A 25,283-nucleotide genomic window follows, 5' to 3' on the forward strand; every position below is an offset into this window, starting at 1 on the left:
AGCCGAGACAAGCCTGTCTGATCAGGTCCCGGTAAATCCAATGCGTCCCAACCGCGGCGCGACTTTACTCAAACCTCGCTCCAGATCACGTGAGCAATCGCTGTGACCGGTCCACAGCGCCACAGCCGCGAATGCCGTCAAGCTACCAGCGATAACTCACCCTGCCGAGCACGGTGCGCACGCGCCCGACGTTGCATTGAACAAGGCTGAAGCACCCCACGACATACTGATTGTCGAACAGGTTGCTGACGTTGAGGGAGAAACGCCAGTTGTCGATGTCGTAGCGGGCCATCGCGTCCACCACCGTATAGGCGGGCGCCTCAAACGTGTTCAAAAAGTCTCCCGCGCTGGCCGAGACATAGCGTATGCCGCCGCCGAAGCCGAGCCCGTTCAGTGCGCCCTCGCGGATGGTGTAGTCGGCCCAGAGCGATGCAAGATGCGGTGGCGTCGTCACCGGCCGCTTGCCAAGGTTGGCGTCGTTGCTCTGGGTCACCCGCGCATCGTTGTAGGCATAGGCGGCGGTCAGGTTGAGATTGCTGGTCAGGCTGGCGACCGCCTCGAACTCGAAGCCGCGAGATGTGACCTCGCCGATCTGGATTGAGAACCCCGGATTTGCCAAATCCGCCGTCGTGACATTCTGGCGCTGCAAGTCGTAAACCGCGGCGGTGATCCGCAAGTTCATGTCCCTGGGCTGGTACTTGATGCCCGCCTCATACTGCACGCCGGTCTCCGGCCGGAGCGGCGACCCGTCGAATGTCCTGCCGGAAAGGGGCGTAAAGGATTCGGCATAGCTGACATAGGGAACGACGCCGCTGTCGAACTCGTAGCCAAGCCCGGCCCGCTTGGTGAAAGCCCGATTGTTCTGATCGGTGACCGAGCCGCCAATGATATCCACTATGCTGGTGTCCGCCCAGTCGTGGCGTCCGCCGAGAGTCAAAATCCATTGGTCGAGCTTGATCTGATCCTGAACATAGACGCCGATGAAGTTTTCGGGTTGCCTCTCTGCATATTGATCAGTAGTCGACCAAACAACAGGCGAACCATAAACCGGCGCGAAAACATCGATCGGACCGACGGTCCCATAATTACCTAGGACAGCGGTTTTACCCCGCCGATGGTCCACGCCGAACAGCACGGTATGTTGCAGGGGGCCGGTCATTGCTTTCAGCTCGGCATGATTGTCGATCGCAAACGTATCCCTCGTAACATGTCGGCTTTCCGCCCGGCGATTCACCGTGCGCAGATCTGCGCCTACAGACGTCGGATTGACGTCACGACGCTCCCAACTCTCTCGTGAATATTGAACGTTCTGCCTGAAGGTCAGGCTATCGGTGACGTGGTGTTGCAGATTGTATCCCGCGACAGTCATCTCCGTTCTGTTATAAGTGTCAGGCTCACCGATGAACCGCGTAACCGGGATCCGCCCGTTCGGATTCGGCAGCACCGTCCCCCGCGCGGGAAGGCCGAAGTTCCATCTGCCCTGGTTTCTCTGATGCAGGCTGTACGCCGTGATTTCCGTCTCGGCGGTCGGACGCCAGGTCAACGCGCCGGAGAGAAACGCGCGCTTGTCGTTCGAGAAATCGATGCCGTTGCCGCCCTCGCGCAGCAGGCCGGTGAAGCGATAGAGCAGCTTTCCGTCCTCCGTTACCGGCCCGCCAAAGTCAAAAGCGCCACTCCTCTGTTCGAAGCTGCCACCCTGAAGCTGAAATTCATGAATGGGTTTCTCGGAGGGGCGCTTGGTGACGAGAGCAATCACGCCGCTGGGCTGACCCTGACCGTAAAGGACCGATGCAGGCCCGCGCATCACCTCGATACGCTCCAGCCCGTAAGGCTCGATATCGGACCAGTTCGTGGCGCCACGTAGCCCGTTCAGATAGATCGCCCCGTTAAATCCATCGGCACTGAAGCCTCGCACCTGGAACCTGGGTGCGAATTGCTGCTGGCCGGTACGCTCAGCCAGAACACCCGGCGTATACTGCAGCGTCTCGTTCAGGGTCTGGTTTCTCCGGGTCTCGATCTGGTCGCGCGTCACCACCGAGATCGACTGCGGCACTTCGAGGATCGGCGTGTCGGTCTTGGTGGCGGTGGCGCTACGGCTGGCGACAAAGCCGTTCACCGGACCCCATGCGGTCTCGCCCTGAATATCGATCGTATCGAGCGCGATCGCCCCGGCTGGCGCCGCACCGCCGGCTGCGGCGCTATTTGGCCCGACAAGAGTAGCCGTGTTGGCCCCGGTCAAACTGACATTGATTCCGGTGCCGGCAAGCAACATTCGGAGCGCCTGCGCGGGCGGCATGGCGCCGTTCACAGCAGTCGAGCGATGGCCATCAGTGAGGCGGGTGGAATAGCCGACCTGCCAGCCGCTTGCGCGAATGAAGGCATCGAGCGCCGCGGGCAACGGCTGAGCGGGAATCGAGAACTGAACGGCCCGGCTCTGCGCCGAGGCCGGGGCCGGGGCCGGTTGTTGCGCCAATGACGGAGACGACAAGCCAACGCCTGCGCAGCACAAAATCGTCGACGCCAGCAGCCACGAGGTTATGCGGCGGAGACTTCCAGCCGTAAAGGGAGTCCCCTGCTTGTTCTTTACCGCCTCCAGTCGAAATGCCATCTGCGAAGCCCCGTTTAGTCCCAGAGTCTTTCACCGCTTCATGGAAACGGTGAAAAACTCTGTCCTTATGTTTTGACGCGTTTTCTTCACGCGAACCGGTGTCCGCTTCGCTCGAAAACGCTGGGGTCCACGCGTCCGCTGAATGCGAACGTCGCGCCCTATCACTGAGGACTGAGAAGGACCGCCAATCTCACAAAAAAAGTTTGCGCGGGTCAGCGCAGCACGACGATTCCGCCTGGAAGCACCGTCACGGTCGCACCGGCGGCTTCCGCCAGCGACTGGATCACCAGAAGCGGTTGATCCAGTTTGTAGTTCCCGCTCACCGAGACCTGCTCGATCGCGCTGGTCGCGACGAAGATTCTTCCGGGATAATAGCGGCGCAGATCGTTCAGAACTTCTCCAAAAGGCCGGTCATCGAAACGAATGCGGCCTTCCAGCCACGCGAGCGAACGCTCCGCATCGATTTTCCGGACTGGCGAGATCGATGTCGCCGTCACGCTGACCGTCTCACCCGGCGACAGTGAGGCGTGCTCGCGCGGATGCGCGCGGTTCGCGACCTCCACGACGCCGCGGCTGAGAACCACGTTGTCTTCGCTATCATCCAGTTTCACCGAGAACGCCGTGCCCTTGACTTCGACATCTCCGAAATGACCGGCGACCCGGAACGGAATCGGCAATCCGGAGCGCACGTCGAAATAAGCCTCTCCCTTCAGCACCCTGACGTCGCGCTGTCCGTTCGCGAAGTCGAGGGCAACCGCGCTCCCGGTATTCAATGTCAGGCGCGATCCGTCAGGCAGCGTCACCAACCGCTGTTCACCCGCGGCGGTGACGTAGTCGGCCTGCAGCCGCAGCGACAGGTCGGGCCCTTTCGCCAGTGCAAACGCGACGATCACGGCCGATGCGACGGCGGCCGCCTTCTTGGCGAGCGAGCGCCGCCGCGTTTTCTGCCGTGGAGCAGCAACCCCCGTGGCGTCGGCGACATTTTTGGTGGCCTGCAAGAATTCCGCCGCGCCCCAGACTTCCGTGACCTTCTCGAACGCCGCCGCCCGACGCGGATCGCCATCGAGCCAGGCCCTGAAAGCGCGGCTGGTCGCGGGATCGCCGCTCTGCCCTTGCAGGCGCACGAACCAGTCGAGCGCCTCGGCGGTGAACGGATCGTCCGCGCCGGGCTTTGAAGAACCGCCTGCTTCAGGATCGGCAGGGTTGTCCTGTGTCACTCAAATCGCCCGCGTTGCTGCCTGGAGGTCTCATCAGACGTGGAGGTCTCATAAGATATGACTCCATGCACGATCCGATCTCACAAAAAAAGAGCGGGACGGAATCCAGAAACGGAATCCAGAAAAAGTCCCCGTCAGGACGGGCGCGGGAGAGGCAGGTCTTGGCTGTAGCGTTTTCAAGCGAAGCATGTCCTCGGGCCTGACCCGAGGACGGATGACCTGTTCGCGTGAAGAAAACGCGTCAGATCAAAAACATGGAGCCCGCTTCTGATTGGATCAGAAGCGAAAATCTAGCCGCGCTTTGGCCGCTCCATGGCGGTCATGCAATGTCCCATCGCCAGCCGCACGTCATTATAGACCGTATTCGGAGAGACGCCGAGGTGCTGGGCAATGGCGGGATAGGACCAGCCCTCGATCCGCCTCAGGAGAAGCACCTTTCTCGGCCTTTCGGGAAGCCCGATCAGCGCCTGCTCGAAGAGATGGAGCCGCTCCTTGTCGATCAGCGCCATCTCCGGGGACGGCGCGTCGCAGGGAATATTGAGAACGGCCTTCTCATCGGTGATCGGACATTCGACCTGGGCGCGCCGCTGCTGAAGGCGCTCCTGGTCGACGGCGATATTGCGCGCGGTCCGGAACAGATAGGCTTGCGGGTTCTCGATCAGGCTGCGCTGCGCCGACGCCAGCAGCCGAAGGAAGGTTTCCTGAGTCGCGTCCGCGGCATCCGCCCGATTGCGGAAACGCCGCTGGAAAAACCGGCGAAGCCGGCCTTCCTCCGTCTGCTGCAACTCCTGAACCAACGTCCCGAGCATATCGGGGTCTCCTGTTCAACATCACGGCGGGCGTCGTTCCAAATGCTAAGCCGCCCAAACGGAAAACCACCTACATGACCAACCGAACGACCCGGTCGCACGGTCCCGCCACATGCCAGGATGAACCGGCCGCACCGAGTTTCTTAGCGTGACCGGATTTCCCTCACAAACACAATTATTTAGAATGAGTTTAAGAAGGTCGGCCAGAAAATGAGGTTGAACCCACTCACCATCCATCACATTGAAATCTCGATCCATTACTGGGACTTCATCCGAAGCGGGGATGCCTCATGATCTATTCGGTCAGCGGATGGGCATGCTTACAACTGGGATCAGTCACTGACCCTACTCGGCCGCTATGGACTTATGCAGGTCCGCGCAGGCGTCATCCGCGGCGCGATCGAGAATGAAGATGCTGTCCGCTGGTCCGAAAGCAACGTACTCGCCCGGTCCTTCCGTGACGCGCGCCTCCGTTCGCATGGTGATGTCGTCATCAATATAGATCTTCAGCTTGTTGTCGACAGGCTCGATCATGAAGATACCGCCTTCCGCATCGAGATTCTCACCGGTCATATGGCAGGCGATGCCATCGGCGTGTGCGTAGTTTGAAACGATTGCGCGCCCGTCGGCGCGGTTTGCTTGTTGGTCAAACGCGCATTGTCCGATGGCCCGCCACGGCCGGGTGTCGTTGCGACGCATGATCTCCAGTCGGGCGAAAGTCAGGAGCGGCGTATCGACGCTGTCTGGATAGGTTTCACGCCGCAGCGCGAACCTCATGGACGTCGTCTTCTGATTCGGTTTCTTCGCCAGATGAGCGGCATCGTAATGGCGGGTGAAGCAGGCCTGCGAGCCGGCTGCGTCATCAATAAGATCAGACGCCGCGTGAACGTCAGCGGCAGCAACCGAAATCGCGGTTAGAATTAAGAGCGTTTGTTTGTTCATCCTCGCCTGCATTTCCGTCTGCCCCGTTGAAATGACGGAGTATACCGAAGAGACGTTGGAGGAAGCAGCGGTTATTTCAACTGCACGCGCCTGGGCCGGAATGACTTTTGTTCAGCCCGCGACACCGCCGCGCTTGTCGGATCTCGACAGCACGTTGAGTTCGAGGCGCAGATGATCCGGGTCCGAGAGCTCCTTTTCGATTTCCGCATGAAGATGCCGCCAGATCGGCACTGCCTCAGCGAGAACGGCTCTACCCTCAGGCGTCAGCCGGAGCAATCGGGCACGACCGTCCTTTGGGTCAGCCTTCGTCTCGACAAGACGCCGGCGTTCCAGCGGCTTGAGATTAGCGGTCAGGGTCGTCCTGTCCATGGCCAGCAGCGCCGCCACGCTGCCGAGGTTCGGTGGTTGCGGCCGGTTGAGCGACATGAGCAGGGAGAATTGCCCGTTGGTAAGGCCGACCGGCTTCAGTGCGTCGTCGAACCGGCGTGCGAGCGCGCGCGCCGCCCTCTGGGCGTGCAGACACAAGCAGGTGTCGCGCACCAGAATCGTGGTTTCGAAGGTAGGATCCGAGAATGTACGCATCAGGGAGCTTGACTCCGCGGCCATATTACGTTGATATCAACTCATAGAGAAGATCGTCAATCAACTCCGGTGCCTCATCCCCATCGACGGACACGGAAGGAAGCAGGGGTTGTTCCCAAGGCGATCGATCCTGATGAACTGTCGGCGGGCGGCGAACGTTGATGCCGCTCGACGATGACGACTTCAGCACGCGCCTCGCCTGGATCGCCGGGCGCTCGGGCATGTCCTGCCACCTCCATCCTTACTGATGCGAGTCAACACCCCTGTGGGATAAGGAGACGACCATGAAGATCGTGACCAGCCTCAGCTTCCGGGGCCAGTGCCGCGAGGCATTCGAGTTTTACGCCAAGATCCTCGGCGGGACGATCAAGGCGGCCATTCCGTATGCCGATGCGCCGCCGGACATGCCTATCACGGACGAGAAGTACAAGAGCTGGCTGATGCATTGCTGGCTCGATGCCGGTGACCAGTCGCTGATGGGCGCCGACATGGATGTCGGATGGGCTTCCAACATCGACAAGCCCAAGAACGGCTTCGACGTCACCCTGCACACCCAGGACATGACCGAGGCGCGCCGCTGGTTCGATCAACTGTCGGAGGGCGGAAAAGCGGGCATGCCGTTCTCGGAAACCTTCTGGTCGCCCGGCTTCGGCACGTTGATCGACAAGTTCGGCATCCCCTGGATGATCAACGTCATCCCATCCGCTGACTGGAAGCCGCCGCAGGGTTGATCGCGGGTCCGCGGGCTCAAGCCCGAGGACATGCTTGGCTTGAAAACGCTACAGGCAAGGAATGCGATCGGGCGCCGGCTCCGATGGAGCCGGCATATCGTCCGCGATCGTGCTCAATCCCACGCAAGCGCGCCGCCGTTCTGATATTCGATGACGCGCGTCTCGAAGAAATTCTTCTCCTTCTTGAGGTCCATCGCCTCGCTCATCCATGGGAAGGGATTGTCGGCATCGGGAAACACCGGCGCGAGCCCGAGTTGGGCGCAGCGCCGGTTGGCGATGACATGCATATAGGTCTCGCACAGCGTCGCATTCAGGCCGAGAAATCCGCGAGGCATGGTGTCCCGCCCATAGGCGGCTTCGAGGTCGGCGGCGTTCTTCAGCATGGCGCGCACCTCTTCCTGGAACGGCTTGGACCAGAGATGAGGATTCTCGATCTTGATCTGGTTGATGATGTCGATGCCGAAGTTCAGGTGGATCGACTCGTCGCGCAGGATGTATTGATACTGCTCGGCGATGCCCACCATCTTGTTGCGCCGGCCGAGCGAGAGGATCTGTACGAAGCCGGTATAGAACCACATCCCCTCGAACACGACGTAGAACGCGACGAGGTCACGCAGAAACGCCTGATCCGCTTCCGGCGTACCGGTCTTGAAGCCGGGGTCGTCGAGATGCCGCGTGTGCTTGAGCGCCCAGGCCGCCTTGTCGGTGATCGAGGGCACCTCGCGATACATGTTGAACAACTCGCCCTCGTCGAGACCGAGGCTTTCGACGATGTATTGGAAAGTGTGGGTGTGAACGGCTTCCTCAAAAGCCTGGCGAAGCAGATATTGCCGGCATTCGGGATTGGTGAGGTGGCGGTAGATAGCCAGAACGATGTTGTTGGCGACCAGCGATTCCGACGCTGCGAAGAAACCGAGGTTGCGCTTGACCATGCGCCGCTCGTCATCGGTCAGGCCGTCCTTCGATTTCCATAGCGCGATGTCGGCCTGCATCGAGACCTCCGTCGGCATCCAGTGATTGTTGCAGCCGGAGAGATACTTCTCCCAGGCCCAGCGGTACTTGAGCGGCAGGAGCTGGTTGACGTCGGCGCGGGCGTTGATCATGCGCTTGTCGTCGACGCGCACCCGCGCGCCACCGCGATCGATGTCGCCCAGGCCGGCGGCGTCGGTGGGCGCGTCGGTCTTTGTCGGGCGCGGTGATGAATCAGAGGCTACGTCGTTATGCGCAAGCGCCTGCGGCGGAACAAGTCGTACTGGCGTGGATGGAGAGGTGTCGGACCAATCGAGCATGATCGTGTTCCTGGAAATTGGCGTCAAAATCTTTATCGTCGATGCGCATGCGGTGTGCGCCCTGCTCCCGCACGCGGGGAACGGTAAGCAGACTACTGACACGCCTCGCAGGTCGGATCATCGACGCGGCAGGATTTCCATCCTTCGCTCGCGGAAGCGACCGCGGCATGACCATTCAACGGCGCGACCGATACCGACGCGGCGACCGCGTTGAGCTTGCCGTCCGTACCCTTGAGAGTCGATTTTTCGACATGCGTCGCCGACCGCGAGCGAAGGTAATAGGTCGTCTTCAGGCCGCGCTTCCAGGCGTGGCGATAGAGCGCATCGAGCTTCTTGCCGCTCGGATTAGCGATGTAGAGATTGAGCGACTGCGCCTGGTCGATCCACTTCTGCCGCCGCGCGGCCGCATCGATCAGCCAGGCCGAGTCGATCTCGAAGGCGGTGGCGTAGAGCGCCTTGAGGTCATCGGGAACGCGGTCGATCTCGCCGACGCTGCCGTCGAAATATTTGAGGTCCGAGATCATCACCTCGTCCCACAGGCCGCGCGCCTTGAGATCGCGCACGAGGTGCGCGTTCACCACCGTGAAGTCGCCGGACATGTTGGATTTGACGTAGAGGTTCTGATAGGCGGGCTCGATCGACTGCGACACGCCGCAGATATTGGAGATCGTCGCGGTCGGCGCGATCGCCATGCAGTTCGAATTGCGCATCCCGATGGTCATGACGCGCTGGCGCAACGAGTCCCAGTCGAGACGGCTGGAACGGTCGATGTCGACCTCCGCGCCGCGCGCCTCATCGACAAGCTCAAGCGAATCCAGCGGCAGGACGCCCTTCGACCACAGCGAGCCCTGATAGGAGGGGTAGCGGCCGCGCTCGGCGGCGAGTTCGACCGAGCCGGAGATCGCGTGATAGGCGATCGCCTCCATGCTCTCGTCGGCGAAGGAAACGGCTTCATCCGAGGCATAGGGCAGGCGCAGGATGTTGAGCGCGTCCTGAAAGCCCATGATGCCGAGACCGACCGGCCGGTGCCGCAGGTTCGAGGTCCGCGCCTCCGGAATGGTGTAGAAATTCACGTCCAGCACGTTGTCGAGCATCCGCATCGCGATCCTGACCGTGCGCGCGAGGTGCTCGTGGTCGAGCTTGCCGTCCTTGATGTGGTTGACGAGATTAACCGAGCCGAGGTTGCAGACCGCGACCTCCGTGTTCGAGGTGTTGAGCGTGATCTCGGTGCAGAGGTTCGAGGAATGCACCACGCCGCAATGCTGCTGTGGCGAGCGCAGGTTGCAGGGATCCTTGAAGGTGATCCAGGGATGCCCGGTCTCGAACAGCATGGTCAGCATCCGCCGCCACAGGTCGACGGCGCGGACCTGCTTCGTCACCCGCAGTTCGCCGCGCGCCGCCTTCTCCTCATAGTAAGCGTAGCGCCCGGCGAAAGCCTTGCCGGTGAGATCGTGCAGGTCCGGCGTCTCGTCGGGGGAGAACAGCGTCCACATGCCATCCTCCTCGACACGCTGCATGAAGAGGTCAGGCACCCAGTTCGCCGTGTTCATGTCATGGGTGCGGCGGCGGTCGTCGCCGGTGTTCTTTCGCAGGTCTAGAAATTCCTCTATGTCGATGTGCCAGGTTTCGAGATAGGCGCACACCGCGCCCTTGCGCTTGCCGCCCTGGTTGACGGCGATCGCGGTGTCGTTCGCGACCTTCAGGAACGGCACCACGCCCTGGCTTTCGCCGTTGGTGCCCTTGATGTGAGCGCCGAGCCCGCGCACGCGCGTCCAGTCGTTGCCGAGCCCGCCGGCATATTTGGAAAGCAGCGCGTTGTCCTTGATCGCCTTGAAGATGCCGTCGAGATCGTCGGCGACGGTCGTGAGAAAGCAGGACGAGAGCTGCGGGCGCAGCGTGCCGGCGTTGAATAGCGTCGGCGTCGAGGCCATGAAGTCGAACGACGACAGCAGGTCGTAGAACGCGATCGCCTTCTCCTCGCGGTCGATCTCACGCAGCGCCAGACCGCACGCGACCCGCATGAAGAACGCCTGCGGCAGCTCGAAACGCACGCTTCGGACGTGCAGGAAGTAGCGGTCATAGAGGGTCTGGAGTCCGAGATAGTCGAATCGCAGATCGCGTTCGGGCTTCAGCGCCGCCGCGAGCCGGTCGAGGTCGAAGCGGCCGATCTCCGGATCGAGCAGTTCATGGTCGATGCCGGCCCGCACATAGCTAAGGAAATAGTCCGCATAGCGCTCCGCCATCTCGGCCTGCGTGGCCTGCTCAAGCCGCCCCGCGACAAAGCTCAAGGCCTCGCGGCGCATCTTGTCGAGCAGCAGCCGGGCGCTGACCTTGGCGTAATCGGGATCGGTCTCGACCAGCGTGCGGGCGGCCAGGATCGGTGCCTGCGCCAGTTCATCCACGCTGATGCCGTCATAGAGGTTGCGATGGGTTTCCGTCAGAATGGCCGAGGCGGAAACATCTCCAAGCCCCGCGCAGGCCTCCTCCACCACGGCAGTGAGGCGCGGGGTGTCGAGAGCGATCAGCGATCCGTCCGCCGACTTCATCCGCAGCGCCGCTTTCGCCGCCGCCGCGCCGCCCTTCTTCGACTTCGATTCCTGCGCCTTCGCGCGCTCGCGGGCGCGCTCCTCGCGATAGAGCACATAGGCGCGCGCGACCTTGTGATGCTCGCTCCGCATCAGCGCGAGTTCGACCTGATCCTGAATGTCCTCGATGTGGAAGGTGCGGCCGGCGTCGGAGCGTCGCGTCAGGCTGGCGACGATCTGATCGGTCAACCCGGTGACGATGTCGTGGACCCGGCGCGAGGCGGCGGCGCTGTTGCCCTCGACCGCCAGAAACGCCTTGGTGAGCGCGACCGCGATCTTGGCGGAATCGAACGGCGACACCGAGCCGTTGCGCCGGATGACTTGACAGGCCGGTTCGCTCGACGGCGCCGTGGCCGCGGCAGACAGGGACGGACGCACGATACGCGCAGCAGGTACAGTTTCAGTTGCAGCAGACATCGCTCACCCCGGTCTGGTTGCGAGCCGGGGTCTAGCCGGGACGCGCGCAGAAAAACGCCGCGATGAGGTCGCGATTCCTGCCGTGCGGCCCGCCGGGACACCCCGCCCAGGGACATTCTTTTTTTGCCACGGCAGGTCTACTGACTTGCGGGTCCAGGCATCGGTCCGGTCTTCCCAGAGCCTTGCAGCCCCAGTGACACTCAAGTGGACTTCGGCTCGCCGCTTACAGTTGCGGGGGCAGCGCCGGCCTTGCCCGGATCACGGACCGAGACGCACCGGCTTCCCTCTTAGCTCTCGGTGTTGCGACTCGAGAGACCTTGGCCACTATATTTAGTAGCTACAGCACATTCGGAGTCAATGAATCGTTTTCGAATCCGGACGCCAATGCTCGCAATCCACAAGCGAGGCCGGATACAGCCCGGACGAAATTTCCACCAATCGATTGACCGGCCCTTGACGCTCCGGCTGTTCAGACCATTATCCCGGCGGACAGGCTGCGGCGTTGTTCCCGCGCCTCAACCGTTGAGCCTGACCGTGACCGAATTCGTCCGACCGAATCTGACGCCCCCGAACGGACAGAAGAAAGTGCTTCTGCACTCCTGTTGCGCGCCGTGCTCCGGCGAGGTGATGGAGGCGATGCTGGCGTCGGGGATCGATTACACGATCTTCTTCTACAATCCGAACATCCATCCCCTCAAAGAATATCTGCTGCGCAAGGACGAGAACGTCCGCTTCGCGGAGAAGCATGGCGTGCCGTTCGTCGACGCCGATTACGACAAGGACAACTGGTTCGCCCGCGCCAGGGGGATGGAGTGGGAGCCCGAGCGCGGAGCGCGCTGCACCATGTGCTTCGACATGCGATTCGAACGCACCGCGCTCTATGCGCATGAGCATGGTTTTCCGGTGATGACGTCCTGCCTCGGCATCTCCCGATGGAAGAACATGGCGCAGATCAACGACTGCGGTCATCGCGCGGCCGGACGTTATCCCGGTGTGTCATATTGGGACTTCAACTGGCGCAAGGGCGGCGGCGCGCAGCGGATGATCGAGATCAGCAAGCGCGAGCAATTCTATCAGCAGGAATATTGCGGCTGCGTCTATTCGTTGCGCGACACCAATCAACACCGCCGGAATCATGGCCGGGCACCTATCGTGATCGGGACGCAATTCTACCGGCAAGGCGAGGAACCGGACGCGACATAAGATTCGTCCGTGCCGGTTGACGGCCCGTGGACGCTGGCCCATAGGATGGGGGGTCGAGGTTCTCCGGGACGATTCACGCCCGGAGCTAAGAGGGAAGCCGGTGTGTCTTCGGATAAAGCCGGCGCTGCCCCCGCAACTGTAAGCGGTGAGCCGTGGTCCATCATGCCACTGGGTGTTGTCCCGGGAAGGCCGGACCAAAGCTGAGACCCGCGAGCCAGGAGACCTGCCCCGGCAACATAGTCGTCCTCGGGCGGGGTGTCCCGGTGGTGCGCTTGCGGTCTCGATGGCGGCGCGCCGCCAGGATTCCCATGCCGCGTCGCTAAGGCCCAGCCCCCAACACATGGGGTAAAGCCAGTGTCTGTTTCCTCTCCTCTTCCCGTGGCTACGCTCGGCACGCCGCGCATCGGTCCGCGCCGCGAACTGAAAACCGCGCTCGAAAGCTACTGGTCCGGCAAGTCCGACGAATCCGCATTGCTTGAAGCGGCGGCCGGATTGCGCGCCGCGAACTGGGCGCGCCAGAAATCGCTCGGCGTCACCGTCATCCCGTCGAACGATTTCACCTTCTATGATCATGTGCTCGACACCAGCGTCATGGTCGGCGCGATCCCGGACATCTACGGATGGAAAAGCGGACCCGTGCCGCTCGCGACCTATTTCGCGATGGCGCGAGGCGCCCAGGGCGGGAATGACGATGCGGCCTGCGCGCATGGTCATCAGGGCGACGGTCACGCTCATGGCGCGCCGGCGCAGGAAATGACCAAGTGGTTCGACACCAACTACCACTACATGGTCCCTGAATTCACCAGCGGCCAACGGTTTCAGCTCTCTTCGCTCAAGGCCATCGATGAATATCGCGAGGCCAAGGCGCTCGGCTACCAGACCCGGCCGGTGCTGCTCGGTCCCGTCACCTATCTGAAACTCGGCAAGAGCAAGGACGCGAATCTCGATCCGCTGTCGCTGCTTCCTGACTTGCTTCCGGTCTATATCGATGTGCTCAAACGCCTTGCGGCGGAGGGCGCCGAGTGGGTGCAGATCGACGAGCCCTGTCTCGTTCTCGATCTCGACGACGCGACCCGCAAGGTGTTGCGCGCGGCTTATGAACAGCTCGCGGACGCGCTGCCGAAGCTGAAGGTCATGCTGACCACTTATTTCGGCGGGCTCGGCGACAACCTGGATGCCGCATTGTCGCTGCCGGTCACGGGACTTCACATCGATCTCGCTCGCGCGCCGGACCAGCTCGAGGCGGTAGCGGCAAAGGCGCCGCACGATCTGATCCTGTCGCTCGGCGTGATCGACGGCCGCAATATCTGGCGCGCCAATCTTCCCGCGTTGCTCGACCGCCTGGAGCCCGTCGTCTCCGAACGCGGCGCCGATCGTGTGCAGATCGCGCCCTCCTGCTCGCTTCTGCACGTGCCGATCGACGTATCGCTGGAAACCGATCTCGACGCGGAGTTGAAGAGCTGGCTCGCCTTCTCGGTGCAGAAGATGGGTGAGCTTGCGACGCTCGGCGAGGCGCTCGCCAAGGGCCGCGCCTCGGTCGCCGACGCCCTGAAAGCATCGGCGGACGCGGCCGCTGCGCGCAAGGCGTCGCCGAAGGTTCACGACGCCAAGGTCGAGGGCCGGATCGCGGCCGTCACCTCCGACATGGCGCGGCGCAAGAGCGCGTTCGCAGAGCGCGCGAAATTGCAACGCGAGCGCTTCGGGCTGCCGCCGTTCCCGACCACCACGATCGGTTCATTCCCGCAGACCGCCGAGGTTCGAAAGGCGCGCTCGGCCCACGCCAAGGGGACGCTGAGCGACACCGACTACGAGAAATTCCTGCAGGAGGAGACGGCGCGAACCATCCGCTGGCAGGAGGACATCGGCCTCGACGTGCTGGTGCATGGCGAGTTCGAGCGGAACGACATGGTGCAGTATTTCGGCGAGCAGCTGTCCGGATTCGCGTTCACCCGGCACGGCTGGGTGCAGAGCTACGGCTCGCGCTGCGTCCGCCCGCCGGTCCTGTTCGGCGACGTGTCCCGGCCCAGACCGATGACCGTCGGCTGGTGGAAATACGCACAGTCCCTGACCGCGAAGCCGATGAAGGGCATGCTCACCGGCCCCGTCACCATTCTCAACTGGTCCTTCGTGCGTGACGACGTGCCGCGCAGCCTCGCCTGCCGGCAGATCGCGCTTGCGATCCGCGATGAGGTCTCGGACCTGGAGCAAGCCGGCGCGACCATGATCCAGATCGACGAGGCCGCGCTGCGCGAAGGGTTGCCGCTGCGCCGGTCGGAATGGAAGACCTATCTTGACTGGGCCGTCGAATGCTTCCGTCTGTGCGCCAGCGGCGTCGCCGACGCCACGCAGATCCACACCCACATGTGCTATTCGGAGTTCAACGACATCATCGACGCGATCGCGTCGATGGACGCCGACGTCATCTCCATCGAGACCTCGCGGTCCAAGATGGAACTGCTCGACGCCTTCAAGACCTACAAGTACCCGAACGAGATCGGCCCCGGCGTCTACGACATCCACTCTCCGCGTGTGCCGGCGGTCGATGAGATGACCGGGCTGCTCAAACTTGCACGCGAGCGCCTTTCCGACAGGCAGATCTGGATCAATCCGGATTGCGGGCTGAAGACCCGCAAGTGGGAAGAGGTCAGGCCGGCGCTCGTCAACATGGTGGAGGCGGCGAAGCTGATGCGTTAACGACAGCTGAGGCATCAGCACCGTCGTCCTGATGGCCGGGCATAGCCGATCGAAGAACGGCGTCGCTTCACTCGCCTATGGTCCCGGCCATCCATGTTTTTGATCCGGCTGAACCTATCGCGCTCACCTATCGCGCTCTATGGTAGATAACAGGGGGTAGATAACAGGCCCCTTGCCGCGCCTCTTCAGTTTGAGTCTGATTGGGGTCCGGCCGGATCGAAACGTCAAATCCGCAGGCAGGAGCGGATCCCGAAAGCTTTACGCTTTTCCGGGCCGGCGCCGTGCGATCGCTTGCCATCACGCCGTGGCTGCGATTTTATGCCATAGGTGTGATTTGACGAGAACGCAGGCGGGAGAGCATCCGCCGTGCGGCAAGCGAGGAGACAAGCGATGACCGCGTTTCGGCCCCTGATTCTGGCGGTTGTTGCTATGGGGAGCCTGATGCTCTCGGCCACGCCCGGCTTTACGCAGCGGTTCGACGGCGATCAGCCTGGTCTCGTTGCCGATGATTCGTTCCAGCTCGACCCGGAATACCGCAAGCAGGTGGTGCTCTATCGCACGACCGAGCCGCCCGGCACCATCATCATCCAGACCGCGGAACGTCACCTTTATCTCATTCAGGGCAACGGCCGCGCGATCCGCTACGGCATCGGCGTCGGCCGCGCAGGCTTTCAATGGCAGGGCATTCTCAATATCACGCGCAAGGCGGAATGGCCGGACTGGACCCCGCCCCCGGAAATGATCGCGCGCCAGCCTTACCTGCCCCGCTTCATGGCGGGCGGCCCCGGCAATCCGATGGGAGCCCGCGCGATGTATCTCGGCACCACTGTCTATCGCATTCATGGCACCAACCAGCCCGATACCATCGGGACCGCGATTTCCTCGGGCTGCTTCCGCCTGGTCAACGCCGACGTTATCGATCTCTATGATCGCATTCCGGTCGGCACGCGGGTGATCGTGCGGCAGAAACCCAAGCTTTAATTCATCATCACGTCATTCGCGCCGATACTTTCCGACATTGCGAGAGGGGCTATCCATGCGGACATTTCGAGGCGGTCTCCTGATAGGCCTCGCCATCGCCACCGCCATCGCTGCGATGGCGATCACCTATGAGCGCTATGATACCAAGACCCTGAAACGGACACTCCGCCGCGACGCGGTGCTGTGCGGCGTCAACACCGGCCTGCCCGGTTTTTCGAGTTCGGACGAGAAGGGCAACTGGTCCGGCTTCGACGTGGATTTCTGCCGCGCCGTCGCGGCCGCGATCTTCGATGATCCATCGAAGGTGAAGTTCGTTCCCCTCGCCGCCGACGAACGGTTCAAGGAATTGCAGAGCCGCAAGGTCGACATCCTCGCACGCAACTCGACCTGGAGCATGTCGCGGGAAACCAATTTCAATCTCTACTTCCCGGCGGTCGCCTATTATGACGGCGAAGGCTTCATGGTCCGCACCTCGCGCAAGGCCGACTCCGCGCTCGATCTCGGCGATACCAAGATCTGTGTCCAGTCCGCCACCACGACCCAGCTCAACCTTGCTGATTATTTCAGGGCCAATAACCTGAAATACGAGGAGATCAGGTTCGAGAAGCTGGAGGATGTGCTGAGGGCCTATGACGAGGCCAGATGCGATGTGGTGACCGCCGACGTTTCGCAGCTCTACGCACTGAGGCTGCGGCTGACCAAGCCCAATGAGAGCTTCATCCTGCCCGATGTGATCTCGAAGGAGCCTCTGGCGCCTGTTGTCCGCCAGCGCGACGACGACTGGATGATGATCATCAAATGGACGCTCTACGCGATGATCAATGCCGAGGAACTCGGCGTCACCTCGAAGAATATCGACGAGGCGATGAAATCGACCAAGCCCGACGTGATGCGGCTCGTCGGCACCGAAGGGCAATATGGCGAGGCCCTCGGACTGACGAAGGACTGGGCGGCGCGTATCATCCGCCACGTCGGCAATTACGGCGAGGTCTACGACCGCAATATCGGGACCGAGTCGAGGCTGAAGATTCCGCGCGGCCTGAATCAGCCCTGGAACGCCGGCGGTATCATGTACGCTCCGCCGCTGCGATAAACTTCCTGAGCGGAATGGGCATGGGGTGAGAATCAGACGCCGCTCACTCCGGGTTCATTCCGGCTCGCGTTCAAACGTCAGGATGAGATTGTTGGCGGGCATATCGGTGATCTCCGCGAGCGTCAGGCCATTGTGCTTCGCCAGCGCCGCGACCTCGTCAATGTCGCGCACGCCCCACTCGGGATCGGTGTTGCGAAGACCGGCGTCGAACGCCTCGTTGCTCGGCGCGGTATGCCGCCCGTCCCGCTTGAACGGTCCATAGAGAAACAGCCGTCCATCCGGGCGCAGACAGTGCGCGGCGCCCGCGAACAGACCCTCGGCGACACGCCACGGCGCGATATGGATCACATTGGCGCAGAATACCGCGAGCAGCGCGCCGGGCCTCTCGCTCATTTCCGCCAATTGCCCTGGGTTCGACAGGTCGATCCGCCGGGGTGGCCGGACGTTGGCGAGGTTCTCGCGGGCGGTCCACGCCGCGATGCTGCGGAGATGATGGTCGTTGAGATCGGTCGGCCACCAGGTGACGCCGGGCGAGTGCCGCGCAAAGAAAACGACGTGCTGCCCAGTGCCGCTGCCGGCCTCGAGCACATCGCCTGTCTTGCCGCGCAGGAATTTTTCGAGAACCGTCCAGATCGCGACATGGTTGCGGTGAAACGCCGCCGCGTCGAGGCGGTCATCGGCTGTCCACGGCCGGCGGTCGTTGCCGATGTCAGGGTTGTCGGCCATGAGACGTTGCCTTTCATTCCGGCGCAATGCCTGCACGCTCGCCGATGACGGCGGCGAGGTCGCGGTGCGAGGAGCGACACGGATCCAGGATGCGGACCGTGAAGACGGAGATCAAGCCCGAATCACGACTCCGCAGTCTCGCGCTACTGCCCTTGGAGGGACGGCTGGAGAAACTCCTCGAATCCCCGACCGGAAGCTTGCCAAAGGCAAGGCGCGCGACGTACGCTATCATTACCGGTGTTCTCCGAACTGCTCGGGCGATCCTGCGATGGGATTTGCCCGGGAATCTGCACGCGCCTGAGCAGCAATGCGTGCGACAGGATCGCGACGACCACAGGAGGTATTTATGCGTCATATCATTGCCGCGGCGGGACTGCTGATTGCATTCACCTCGCATGGCTTCGCCACCGAGTCGCAACCCGTCGACACTCAACCTCCCGAGCCGCAACATCGCCTTGTGATCCAGGTCGACCACAACGATCGGCACACCATGGACTTCGCACTGACCAACGCCACCGACGTAATCGAATACTATCGCGGCCTTGATCAGACCGTGGCCGTCGAAATCATGGCGTGCGGCCCGGGCCTCCATATGCTCCGAATAGACACCTCGCCTGTGAAGGAGCGCATCAAGCGTATCCGGGAAAGCGCATCCCCCAGCAGGATCCAGTTCTCTGCCTGCAACAACACCAAGGAGAACATGGAGAAAAAGGAAGGCCGTCCGCTCGAAATGCTGCCGGGAACGATGATCGTGCCTTTGGGCGTGGTGCGGCTGTTGGAGTTGCAGGAGAAGGGTTGGAGCTACGTGCGGCCGTGACCAGCCGCTGACTGTGATGTCCCGAAGCGCTCCCTAGAGCCTTTCTGTTTCCGATAGAATCAGAAGCGGACCCTATAATTTTGATTCGACGCGTTTTCTTCACACGAACCGGATTCCATCCTTAGGGCTCAAGCCCGAGGACATGCTTCGCTCGAAAACGCTCGAGGTGACCGCGCGCCAGACTGTGCCCGGTTGCAATCGCCTGCGTGCAGCATAGATTTGCTGGAGCCGTCACGGGCAAGAAAGAACCGCACGGGGGGCAGAGTTGTAACAGGGGACAGGTCGTACGATCATGATCTTTCGCCAGCTGTTCGACAGCGTCTCCGGAACCTACAGCTACCTGATGGCGAGCCGCGCCGGAGGCGAGGCGCTGATCATTGATCCGGTACTGGAGAAGGTCGACCGTTACTGCCAGTTGCTGCGCGAGCTCAACCTCAGGCTTGTGAAGGCCATCGACACGCATCTTCATGCCGATCATATCACCGGGCTCGGCGAACTGCGGGATCGCACCCAGTGCGTGACCGTGATGGGCGAGCAGACCAGGGCCGACGTGGTGTCGATGCGAGTCAGCGATGGCGACAAGGTCAATATCGAGGGCATCGGTCTCGACGTCATGTATACGCCGGGCCACACCGACGATTCCTACAGTTACCTCATGGGTGACCGCGTCTTCACCGGCGACACGCTGCTGATCCGCGGCACCGGCCGCACCGATTTCCAGAACGGCAGCGCACGCGCGCAATATGATTCGATCTTCAATCGGCTTTTGAAACTGCCCGACGAGACCATGGTGTTTCCCGCGCACGACTACAAAGGCGACACGGTCTCCACCATCGGCGAGGAGCGGCGCCACAACCCGCGGCTTCAGGTGCGTTCGATAGACGAATATGTCGAGCTGATGGACAACCTGAAACTGCCGAACCCGAAGCTGATGGACGTGGTGATTCCCGCCAACATGCATGTCGGCCTCAGGCAGGACGACCTGGCGAAGCAGGGCCTTGCAATGACGCCGCGAGAGGCGATCGCCCGGCTCGGCCAGCCCGACATCCTGCCGGTCGATCTTCGCGAAGCTCACGAGCGAGCCAGGCACGGCACGCTGGCCGGCGCGCTGCATGCGCCCTACCCCGACATCGCCGACAGCCTGAAGCCCGGCGGCATGTTGCGCGAGGTGGCCGCCGCAACCGGACGACGCATCGTGTTCTTCTGCGCCTTCGGCGAGCGCTCAGCCATGGCCGTCACCGCGGCGAAGGACGCCGGCCTGACCAACGCGGTGCATATCGAGGGCGGCATCGACGCCTGGAAAAGAGCCGGCGGACCGGTGGTCGCGGACTGAATCAGCGGGATCCTCGACTTTCGCGCCGTTCAATATCGCCCATCACGGTGTCTCGTTCGCTTCAGGATGGACGGCCGCATGACGGACGGCTCACCGCGGAAGCGCGATAACGATATCGGCGCCATCGCTCACGCCATAGGGTGTGCGGATTGCGATTGTGAACGCGAACTTTCGTACCAATCATCCATACGGAGCGCGCTTCTCAACAGCGAGTCATCGTACTCCACGCCGGTGTCGGTGTTCTTGGCAATGTAGAGGGCCTGGTCCGCAAGGCCGAGGAGTTCATCGAGATCGGCCGCTCCACAATAACACAGCGCGTAGCCGACGCAGGTCGTCACGCTGATTTCATGCCCATGGACCAGGAATGGTTCAGCGATCGCGGCGCGAAACTGCTGCGCCTGCGCCGCGGCTTCATCGGGATCGTGGAGGTCGCGCTGGATGACGGCGAACTCATCGCCTCCCAACCGCGCGACAATGTCGCCAGGCCGGAGCGTCTGTATGAGGCGCATGGCGATCGCCTTGAGCAAACCGTCACCGACGGGATGGCCGAACACATCGTTCACAGGCTTGAAGTTATCGAGATCGAGGCAATGCACCGCAAGAAGCCGCTGGCCGGAACCGACCGCGATATGGCTGTCGAACCATTCGCGCAATGCGAGCCGGTTCGGAAGCGTGGTCAGGACGTCCCGTCGCGCCAGCGCTTCGAACGTCAGCCGCCTCGCGATCTCGGTGCTGGTGACGCGCCAGCGGGCGAGCAGGCTCTGGCAGCCGCCGGCGAGCAACGCCGACGTCATTGCCGCGGTAATCCAATAGATCGGCTCATGGTGCCACGCAGCGACCAAAATGGTGGGGACGATCGCAACCAGCATGCTTGTAATGGCGATCCGCGGTCGCAAGCCCACACCCGTCGCCGCACCGGCACCATAGCCGACGAGCAGGCATATCATCAGCATATGGAACCGCGCGGGGTCGAGCATGAAGACGTAGGCGGCGGACACGCCCAGCACGACGGCGAACTGATAATAAGCCAGCGCAAAGCGCTTCTCCAGCGCGCGTGCTCGGGTGATCTCGAGGTCGGACGCCGCGGCCTCTGCGCGGCCCCCTATCAGAATCCAGATCCGCGCGGCATTGGACAGCAGGCCGATGAACGAAAAGACCGCGAGCACCCGATCACCGGCTTCGAAGGCCATGACGCTCAGCGACAGAACATAGCCGATCGACATGATCGTCGTTGGTATCAGCGTGGTGTAGAGACTCCGGACGAGCTCAACGTAGACGCCGTCCCGCACTGTCTCGGTTCGAAATGGCATCCCCGTTCCGCCGCCTTCCTCTCTTGCGCGTGTCTTGCCACCAATACTACGCGCCAGGTGATTAACACCATTAGCTAGATGTCATCCGGAGCAAGGTAGCGGTTCACGCAGACCTAAGGCATCTCTTCAAATTGTGAACATCGGCCTCGAAAACGTGAAGCCTGATCACCTGGCGGATCGCGGTCAGGGAACTTCGTCGAAGCCGGGCTTGCCAGAACAGTCGTTTGACCCCTCAGGCCTCCTACCCGCTACGGTGGCCCACCCTAAGTATAAAACCCTATCGGAGACCTTCGCTGCCGCTGGGTTCCCGAGCGGTGATGTCGCGCGGACAAGATCCCGTCCCGCGCAATCGACATACCTGGATGGGTAGGAACGGTTCCAGGGCACGCACCGGCTGACCGCTCCTTCCAACAGAACCGCCTTCGGTCCGGCCGCATGCTCAGAACGGAACGAGAAGAAGGGCGGAACGAGAAGGAAGGATGACGTTAACGGAGGTACCCGGAGGGAAGAACCGCCGAGGCGGTGGTAAGCGCCTCAGCGGTCGTAGCCAGCGCCAAAGGGACGAGTAAAATGGCGCTGGCTGCGGTCAATCATATCAGACCGAATGGAATCGTAGGTGCAACTCCGCGTGATTCATTCCGGCTCAGTACTTGAACTCCGGCGTCGATTTGAGCTGATCCTTGGTGACGTTCAGGACCGCACGATCCGGAAACCACTCCCGTTTCGTGTCGGAGGTCTGCCCCGTACTCGCCTTGTCCGCCTTGTTCGCGAACTTCAGACTGTCCATCGCGACCAGGACGTAGTGCGTTCCCATTCCGAGGAAGCCGCCCGCCTCGATAACAACGCCTTTGACCTGGCCTTGCGCGTTGATGATGACGTCGGAAATCTCTCCGACCTTTTCGTTCGCCTCGTTATAGATGTTCACGCCCGACATCTTGGACGCGCTCCAGTCTCCCGTCGCGGCGATCGGGGCAGCCGCCTGCGAGGGTGTCTTTGCGGTCATTTCAGCGAATGATGCAGTCGGGAGAACGAAGAGAAGTGCCGCAGCGATGCTAAGTGCTTTCAAGTGAACCTCCTTGGTTTGAAAATTGAAAACACCCCGCGATCGCCTTCGTTCCTATGTCCAGAACGTAACACAGGAGCAGATATCTCAAGTGCAGATATCTTAAGTGAAGGCATTGGAAGGTGAGGGCATCAGAAAATCGATACCCCTGCGGTCTGCTGCTGAAAGACATCGAGGCTGTCGGCGGCGAGGGCGATTGATCGAGATCGAACTCATTCGGATTGTTCGATCACCTTGAGCTCTCGAACTCTATATGTCTTGCCATCGATGCGAAACTCGACCTTGTCGCCCGGCTTGACACCCTCGCTCAACGTGGGCGGCTCGACCTGAAACACCATTTCCATCGGCGGCATCAGGCCCACGATCTCTTCGTGATTGATCGTCAGAGATCCTGTCGCCGGATTGATGGCCGTCACAAAGCCGACCGCTTGAAACAAGGCATCAGACCGGTCCCGGGTTTCGTTTTTGGCTTTGTGAACCTGGACCAGCAGAAACTCCGTGCCCCGCGCTCGGGCGGCCGCGCCGTCCCCGGAGGAGAAAGCGTGAGCCTTGCCGAAGTCGAGGATTACCGCCGTGGCGGCGATGGTCCATACGAAAATACGATATCTCATGGCATGTCCCGAATTGGCCGGCACGAATCTTCCGCATTGCGCGCACCGAACCATACTAGCTGTTTGATCCCGGCATTTGATGGTGCATTATTTTCCGGAGAATGGAAGGATGCGCTATGGGACAGGTTCTTCACGGGAGCGCCACGACGACAGAGGCAATCCGTCGAGCAATACAAAATAGTGAAGAGAGCCTGAGAGCGCTGTCGAAACGCTACGGGATCAACCAGAAGACCGTCGCAAAATGGAAGAAGCGGACCTCGGTGGCCGACCTTCCGACGGGACCGAAAGATCCGCGCTCGACGGTGCTCTCATCCGAGGAGGAGGCGATCATCGTCGCCTTCCGCAAGCATACCCTGTTGCCGCTCGATGATTGCCTCTACGCGCTTCAGCCAACGATCCCGCACCTGTCGCGGTCTTCATTGCATCGCTGCCTGCACCGTCACGGCATCAGCCGGCTCCCGGAGGTCGAAGGCGACAAGCCGATCAGGAAGACGTTCAGGAGCTACCCGATCGGCTACTTCCACATCGACATCGCCGAGGTGCAGACGGCTGAGGGCAAGCTGCGCCTGTTCGTGGCCATCGACCGCACTTCGAAGTTCGCCTACGCCGAGCTCCACCAAGAGGCGGGCAAGATGGTCGCGGCTCAGTTCCTGCGCAACCTCATCGTGGCAGTTCCCTATGCCATCCACACGGTGCTGACGGACAACGGCATCCAGTTCACCAACCACGCCCGTCACAAATATGCGTTCCACCACATCTTCGATCGCGTCTGCGACGAGAACGGCATCGAGCACAGGCTCACCAGGATCAACCATCCCTGGACCAACGGACAGGTGGAACGGATGAACCGCACCATCAAGGACGCCACCGTCAAGCGCTTCCACTACGACAATCATGACCAACTGCGCCGGCACCTTCAGGACTTCATCAAGGCATACAACTTCGGTCGAAGGCTGAAGACGCTCAAAGGCCTCACACCCTACGAGTTCATCTGCAAACGATGGACTTCAGAGCCCGATCGATTCATCATCGATCCAATCCATCAAATGCCGGGACTGAACATCAGTTCAATCCCAGGAGAAAGTAATGCATCGTCGTGAATTCGTGACCGCCATCGGAACCGCGGCAGCCGTCGTCTCGGCGGCTCAAGCCTTCGCCGTCACGGCGGACGCCGCCACCGGCGAATCGATGCACCCGGCAAAATACAAGGCTCTGGAAGAAGCCATCGCTCATTGCATCTCGGCAGGCGACGCCTGCATGCGGCATTGTCTCGGCATGTTAAGCATGAAAGACGTAAGCATGGCCGGCTGCACGAACGCGACCTATCAGGTGATTGCCGGCTGCACGGCGTTGCGAACACTGGCGGCGGTCAACTCGCACCACGTTCCGGCCCTGGGCAAGGTCGTCGCGCAGATGTGCACGGATTGCCAGAAGGAATGCGAGAAATTCCCGGATGTGGCGGAGTGCAAGTCGTGCGGCGATGCGTGCAAGACCTGCGCCGAAGAATGCCGTAAGGTGGCGGCATAAGACGGCCCCGGCCGCCCGCTCAGGGAAGACCCCATAGCGCAGCGACGAGACTGGCGGTAGAACCCGGGCGTTCACGCCAGCATGGGCTATTTGAGAACGCTAGAGCATGATCCGTTCAAGTTGAATCGGACCATGCTCTAGAGATTATTGTCTGGTCGCATTTTCTTGCGGCGAACCGGTATCCACTTCGCCGGAAAATGCTCTACGGTGAAAACGCGGTAGCCAGACATAACGGAGCCCGAACCGGCCGGGGCATCTTCTCGACAAACCAACCCCGCCATGGTAGTTCCCTGCGCGAAAGGCTAAGGGATCATGCGCCGGCGGCTGGGAAGATTTCTTCCGATCGTCATGTTTGCGATGCTGGTGCAGATATTCGCACCCGTAGCCGCCTGTCTGGCGTTCAACCCGGCCACGGCCGATCCGCTGGTGGGCGCGATATGCTCGCACGCGTCCGACCCGAGTTCTCCGCAGGACCGTGAGAACGATCCGCAGCAGATGCACGGCGGCGCCTGTGCGTTGTGTTGCGTCATTCAGGCTGCAACTCCGCCCGCCGATCCGCAAGCCTTCGCGGTCGGGATCGAGCGTGACGCGAGCACCGTCATCTGGCGCGGCGCGGTCTTCGGGCCGCCGCCTTTCCCCGTTGACGCCAACGCGCAGGCGCGCGCGCCCCCTTCCATTTCCTGATTGACCAAATCTGCGATCACCGCGACTGCATCGCTGCGGCGAGGCGCGTTTGATTGAATGC

At 61.7% G+C, this 25,283-nt stretch carries 21 protein-coding genes and 2 riboswitches; of the genes, 10 read left to right on the plus strand and 11 right to left on the minus strand.

The features are described from left to right. Window positions 1-142: 142 nt before the first annotated feature. From NWI_RS14970 to NWI_RS14990, 5 genes are all read right to left on the minus strand, one after another. The gene (locus tag NWI_RS14970; RefSeq protein WP_011316061.1) at window positions 143-2,608 is read right to left on the minus strand and encodes a TonB-dependent siderophore receptor; all 2,466 of its coding nucleotides are present in this window, start codon (window positions 2,606-2,608) and stop codon (window positions 143-145) included. A gap of 212 nt (window positions 2,609-2,820) precedes the next feature. Further along, window positions 2,821-3,825 (minus strand): FecR family protein, encoded by a 1,005-nt coding sequence (locus tag NWI_RS14975; protein ID WP_011316062.1) that lies wholly within the window; start codon window positions 3,823-3,825, stop codon window positions 2,821-2,823. A gap of 290 nt (window positions 3,826-4,115) precedes the next feature. After that, window positions 4,116-4,634, minus strand: coding sequence for an RNA polymerase sigma factor (locus NWI_RS14980; protein WP_011316063.1), 519 nt, complete (start codon window positions 4,632-4,634; stop codon window positions 4,116-4,118). A gap of 345 nt (window positions 4,635-4,979) precedes the next feature. Then, complete coding sequence (locus NWI_RS14985; RefSeq protein WP_148203881.1) at window positions 4,980-5,411, minus strand: hypothetical protein; 432 nt, start codon at window positions 5,409-5,411, stop codon at window positions 4,980-4,982. 276 nt (window positions 5,412-5,687) lie between these two features. Next, window positions 5,688-6,158 carry a MarR family winged helix-turn-helix transcriptional regulator gene (locus NWI_RS14990; protein ID WP_011316065.1) on the minus strand — a complete coding sequence of 157 codons (471 nt, stop codon included), beginning with the start codon at window positions 6,156-6,158 and terminating at the stop codon, window positions 5,688-5,690. Between the two features lie 284 nt (window positions 6,159-6,442). On the opposite strand from NWI_RS14990, the gene NWI_RS15000 reads away from it, so the two are divergent. Continuing rightward, window positions 6,443-6,889: a VOC family protein gene (locus NWI_RS15000; RefSeq protein WP_011316066.1), complete on the plus strand. Its 447-nt coding sequence runs from the start codon at window positions 6,443-6,445 to the stop codon at window positions 6,887-6,889. Window positions 6,890-7,002: 113 nt separating this feature from the next. Here NWI_RS15000 and NWI_RS15005 read toward each other — a convergent pair whose 3' ends face one another. Further along, window positions 7,003-8,178 carry a ribonucleotide-diphosphate reductase subunit beta gene (locus tag NWI_RS15005; protein ID WP_011316067.1) on the minus strand — a complete coding sequence of 392 codons (1,176 nt, stop codon included), beginning with the start codon at window positions 8,176-8,178 and terminating at the stop codon, window positions 7,003-7,005. A gap of 92 nt (window positions 8,179-8,270) precedes the next feature. Continuing rightward, window positions 8,271-11,180 carry a ribonucleoside-diphosphate reductase subunit alpha gene (locus tag NWI_RS15010; RefSeq protein ID WP_011316068.1) on the minus strand — a complete coding sequence of 970 codons (2,910 nt, stop codon included), beginning with the start codon at window positions 11,178-11,180 and terminating at the stop codon, window positions 8,271-8,273. A gap of 113 nt (window positions 11,181-11,293) precedes the next feature. Next, window positions 11,294-11,515, minus strand: a riboswitch (cobalamin riboswitch). Between the two features lie 199 nt (window positions 11,516-11,714). Between NWI_RS15010 and NWI_RS15015 the strand changes: the two genes are divergently transcribed. From NWI_RS15015 to NWI_RS15030, 4 genes are all read left to right on the plus strand, one after another. After that, a complete protein-coding gene (locus NWI_RS15015) occupies window positions 11,715-12,383 on the plus strand; it encodes an epoxyqueuosine reductase QueH (protein ID WP_041345688.1) in 669 nt (222 codons plus the stop codon). Window positions 12,384-12,422: 39 nt separating this feature from the next. After that, window positions 12,423-12,628: riboswitch (cobalamin riboswitch) on the plus strand. 109 nt (window positions 12,629-12,737) lie between these two features. Further along, complete coding sequence (gene metE, locus NWI_RS15020; protein ID WP_041345181.1) at window positions 12,738-15,077, plus strand: 5-methyltetrahydropteroyltriglutamate--homocysteine S-methyltransferase; 2,340 nt, start codon at window positions 12,738-12,740, stop codon at window positions 15,075-15,077. 390 nt (window positions 15,078-15,467) lie between these two features. Then, window positions 15,468-16,058, plus strand: coding sequence for a L,D-transpeptidase (locus tag NWI_RS15025; RefSeq protein ID WP_011316071.1), 591 nt, complete (start codon window positions 15,468-15,470; stop codon window positions 16,056-16,058). 55 nt (window positions 16,059-16,113) lie between these two features. Further along, window positions 16,114-17,151, plus strand: a complete 1,038-nt coding sequence (locus NWI_RS15030) for an amino acid ABC transporter substrate-binding protein (RefSeq protein WP_011316072.1) — start codon at window positions 16,114-16,116, stop codon at window positions 17,149-17,151. Window positions 17,152-17,205: 54 nt separating this feature from the next. Here the strand turns inward: NWI_RS15030 and NWI_RS15035 are convergent, their stop codons facing one another. After that, entirely contained in the window at window positions 17,206-17,877 is a 672-nt protein-coding gene (locus tag NWI_RS15035; protein ID WP_011316073.1) for a DUF938 domain-containing protein, read from the minus strand. 346 nt (window positions 17,878-18,223) lie between these two features. Here NWI_RS15035 and NWI_RS15040 point away from each other — a divergent pair, with 346 nt between their 5' ends. Both NWI_RS15040 and NWI_RS15045 read left to right on the plus strand, forming a co-directional pair. Continuing rightward, a complete protein-coding gene (locus NWI_RS15040) occupies window positions 18,224-18,694 on the plus strand; it encodes a hypothetical protein (protein WP_011316074.1) in 471 nt (156 codons plus the stop codon). A 292-nt stretch (window positions 18,695-18,986) separates the two neighbouring features. Further along, entirely contained in the window at window positions 18,987-20,027 is a 1,041-nt protein-coding gene (locus NWI_RS15045; protein WP_011316075.1) for an MBL fold metallo-hydrolase, read from the plus strand. 128 nt (window positions 20,028-20,155) lie between these two features. Here NWI_RS15045 and NWI_RS15050 read toward each other — a convergent pair whose 3' ends face one another. The 3 genes from NWI_RS15050 to NWI_RS16515 form a co-directional block, all read right to left on the minus strand. Continuing rightward, entirely contained in the window at window positions 20,156-21,337 is a 1,182-nt protein-coding gene (locus NWI_RS15050) for a sensor domain-containing diguanylate cyclase (RefSeq protein WP_011316076.1), read from the minus strand. 643 nt (window positions 21,338-21,980) lie between these two features. Continuing rightward, window positions 21,981-22,340 carry a PRC-barrel domain-containing protein gene (locus tag NWI_RS15055; RefSeq protein ID WP_148203882.1) on the minus strand — a complete coding sequence of 120 codons (360 nt, stop codon included), beginning with the start codon at window positions 22,338-22,340 and terminating at the stop codon, window positions 21,981-21,983. Between the two features lie 272 nt (window positions 22,341-22,612). Next, the gene (locus tag NWI_RS16515; RefSeq protein WP_011316078.1) at window positions 22,613-23,011 is read right to left on the minus strand and encodes a copper-binding protein; all 399 of its coding nucleotides are present in this window, start codon (window positions 23,009-23,011) and stop codon (window positions 22,613-22,615) included. A gap of 116 nt (window positions 23,012-23,127) precedes the next feature. Between NWI_RS16515 and NWI_RS15065 the strand changes: the two genes are divergently transcribed. The 3 genes from NWI_RS15065 (at window position 23,128) to NWI_RS15075 (ending at window position 25,222) form a co-directional block, all read left to right on the plus strand. Then, the gene (locus NWI_RS15065) at window positions 23,128-24,111 is read left to right on the plus strand and encodes an IS481 family transposase (RefSeq protein ID WP_011316079.1); all 984 of its coding nucleotides are present in this window, start codon (window positions 23,128-23,130) and stop codon (window positions 24,109-24,111) included. Next, window positions 24,098-24,538, plus strand: coding sequence for a four-helix bundle copper-binding protein (locus NWI_RS15070; protein WP_011316080.1), 441 nt, complete (start codon window positions 24,098-24,100; stop codon window positions 24,536-24,538). Before NWI_RS15065 ends, NWI_RS15070 begins: the two co-directional genes overlap by 14 nt. 312 nt (window positions 24,539-24,850) lie before the next feature. After that, window positions 24,851-25,222 carry a DUF2946 domain-containing protein gene (locus NWI_RS15075; protein ID WP_011316081.1) on the plus strand — a complete coding sequence of 124 codons (372 nt, stop codon included), beginning with the start codon at window positions 24,851-24,853 and terminating at the stop codon, window positions 25,220-25,222. The last annotated feature ends 61 nt before the right edge of the window (window positions 25,223-25,283 follow it).

Source organism: Nitrobacter winogradskyi Nb-255 (genome assembly GCF_000012725.1).
In the GTDB taxonomy this organism is placed as follows: Bacteria; Pseudomonadota; Alphaproteobacteria; order Rhizobiales; family Xanthobacteraceae; genus Nitrobacter; species Nitrobacter winogradskyi.

Excerpts from the sequence above, each read along its gene's own strand:
- NWI_RS15050 (WP_011316076.1), bottom strand. The coding sequence starts at position 21,337 with ATGCCATTTCGAACCGAGACAGTGCGGGACGGCGTCTACGTTGAGCTC.
- NWI_RS15055 (WP_148203882.1), bottom strand. The coding sequence starts at position 22,340 with ATGACCGCAAAGACACCCTCGCAGGCGGCTGCCCCGATCGCCGCGACG.
- NWI_RS14990 (WP_011316065.1), bottom strand. The coding sequence starts at position 6,158 with ATGCGTACATTCTCGGATCCTACCTTCGAAACCACGATTCTGGTGCGC.
- NWI_RS15070 (WP_011316080.1), top strand. The coding sequence starts at position 24,098 with ATGCATCGTCGTGAATTCGTGACCGCCATCGGAACCGCGGCAGCCGTC.
- NWI_RS14985 (WP_148203881.1), bottom strand. The coding sequence starts at position 5,411 with ATGAGGTTCGCGCTGCGGCGTGAAACCTATCCAGACAGCGTCGATACG.
- NWI_RS15005 (WP_011316067.1), bottom strand. The coding sequence starts at position 8,178 with ATGCTCGATTGGTCCGACACCTCTCCATCCACGCCAGTACGACTTGTT.
- NWI_RS15075 (WP_011316081.1), top strand. The coding sequence starts at position 24,851 with ATGCGCCGGCGGCTGGGAAGATTTCTTCCGATCGTCATGTTTGCGATG.
- NWI_RS15030 (WP_011316072.1), top strand. The coding sequence starts at position 16,114 with ATGCGGACATTTCGAGGCGGTCTCCTGATAGGCCTCGCCATCGCCACC.
- NWI_RS16515 (WP_011316078.1), bottom strand. The coding sequence starts at position 23,011 with ATGAGATATCGTATTTTCGTATGGACCATCGCCGCCACGGCGGTAATC.
- NWI_RS15000 (WP_011316066.1), top strand. The coding sequence starts at position 6,443 with ATGAAGATCGTGACCAGCCTCAGCTTCCGGGGCCAGTGCCGCGAGGCA.
- NWI_RS15010 (WP_011316068.1), bottom strand. The coding sequence starts at position 11,180 with ATGTCTGCTGCAACTGAAACTGTACCTGCTGCGCGTATCGTGCGTCCG.
- NWI_RS14980 (WP_011316063.1), bottom strand. The coding sequence starts at position 4,634 with ATGCTCGGGACGTTGGTTCAGGAGTTGCAGCAGACGGAGGAAGGCCGG.
- NWI_RS15065 (WP_011316079.1), top strand. The coding sequence starts at position 23,128 with ATGGGACAGGTTCTTCACGGGAGCGCCACGACGACAGAGGCAATCCGT.
- NWI_RS15025 (WP_011316071.1), top strand. The coding sequence starts at position 15,468 with ATGACCGCGTTTCGGCCCCTGATTCTGGCGGTTGTTGCTATGGGGAGC.
- NWI_RS15040 (WP_011316074.1), top strand. The coding sequence starts at position 18,224 with ATGCGTCATATCATTGCCGCGGCGGGACTGCTGATTGCATTCACCTCG.
- NWI_RS15045 (WP_011316075.1), top strand. The coding sequence starts at position 18,987 with ATGATCTTTCGCCAGCTGTTCGACAGCGTCTCCGGAACCTACAGCTAC.
- NWI_RS15035 (WP_011316073.1), bottom strand. The coding sequence starts at position 17,877 with ATGGCCGACAACCCTGACATCGGCAACGACCGCCGGCCGTGGACAGCC.
- NWI_RS14970 (WP_011316061.1), bottom strand. The coding sequence starts at position 2,608 with ATGGCATTTCGACTGGAGGCGGTAAAGAACAAGCAGGGGACTCCCTTT.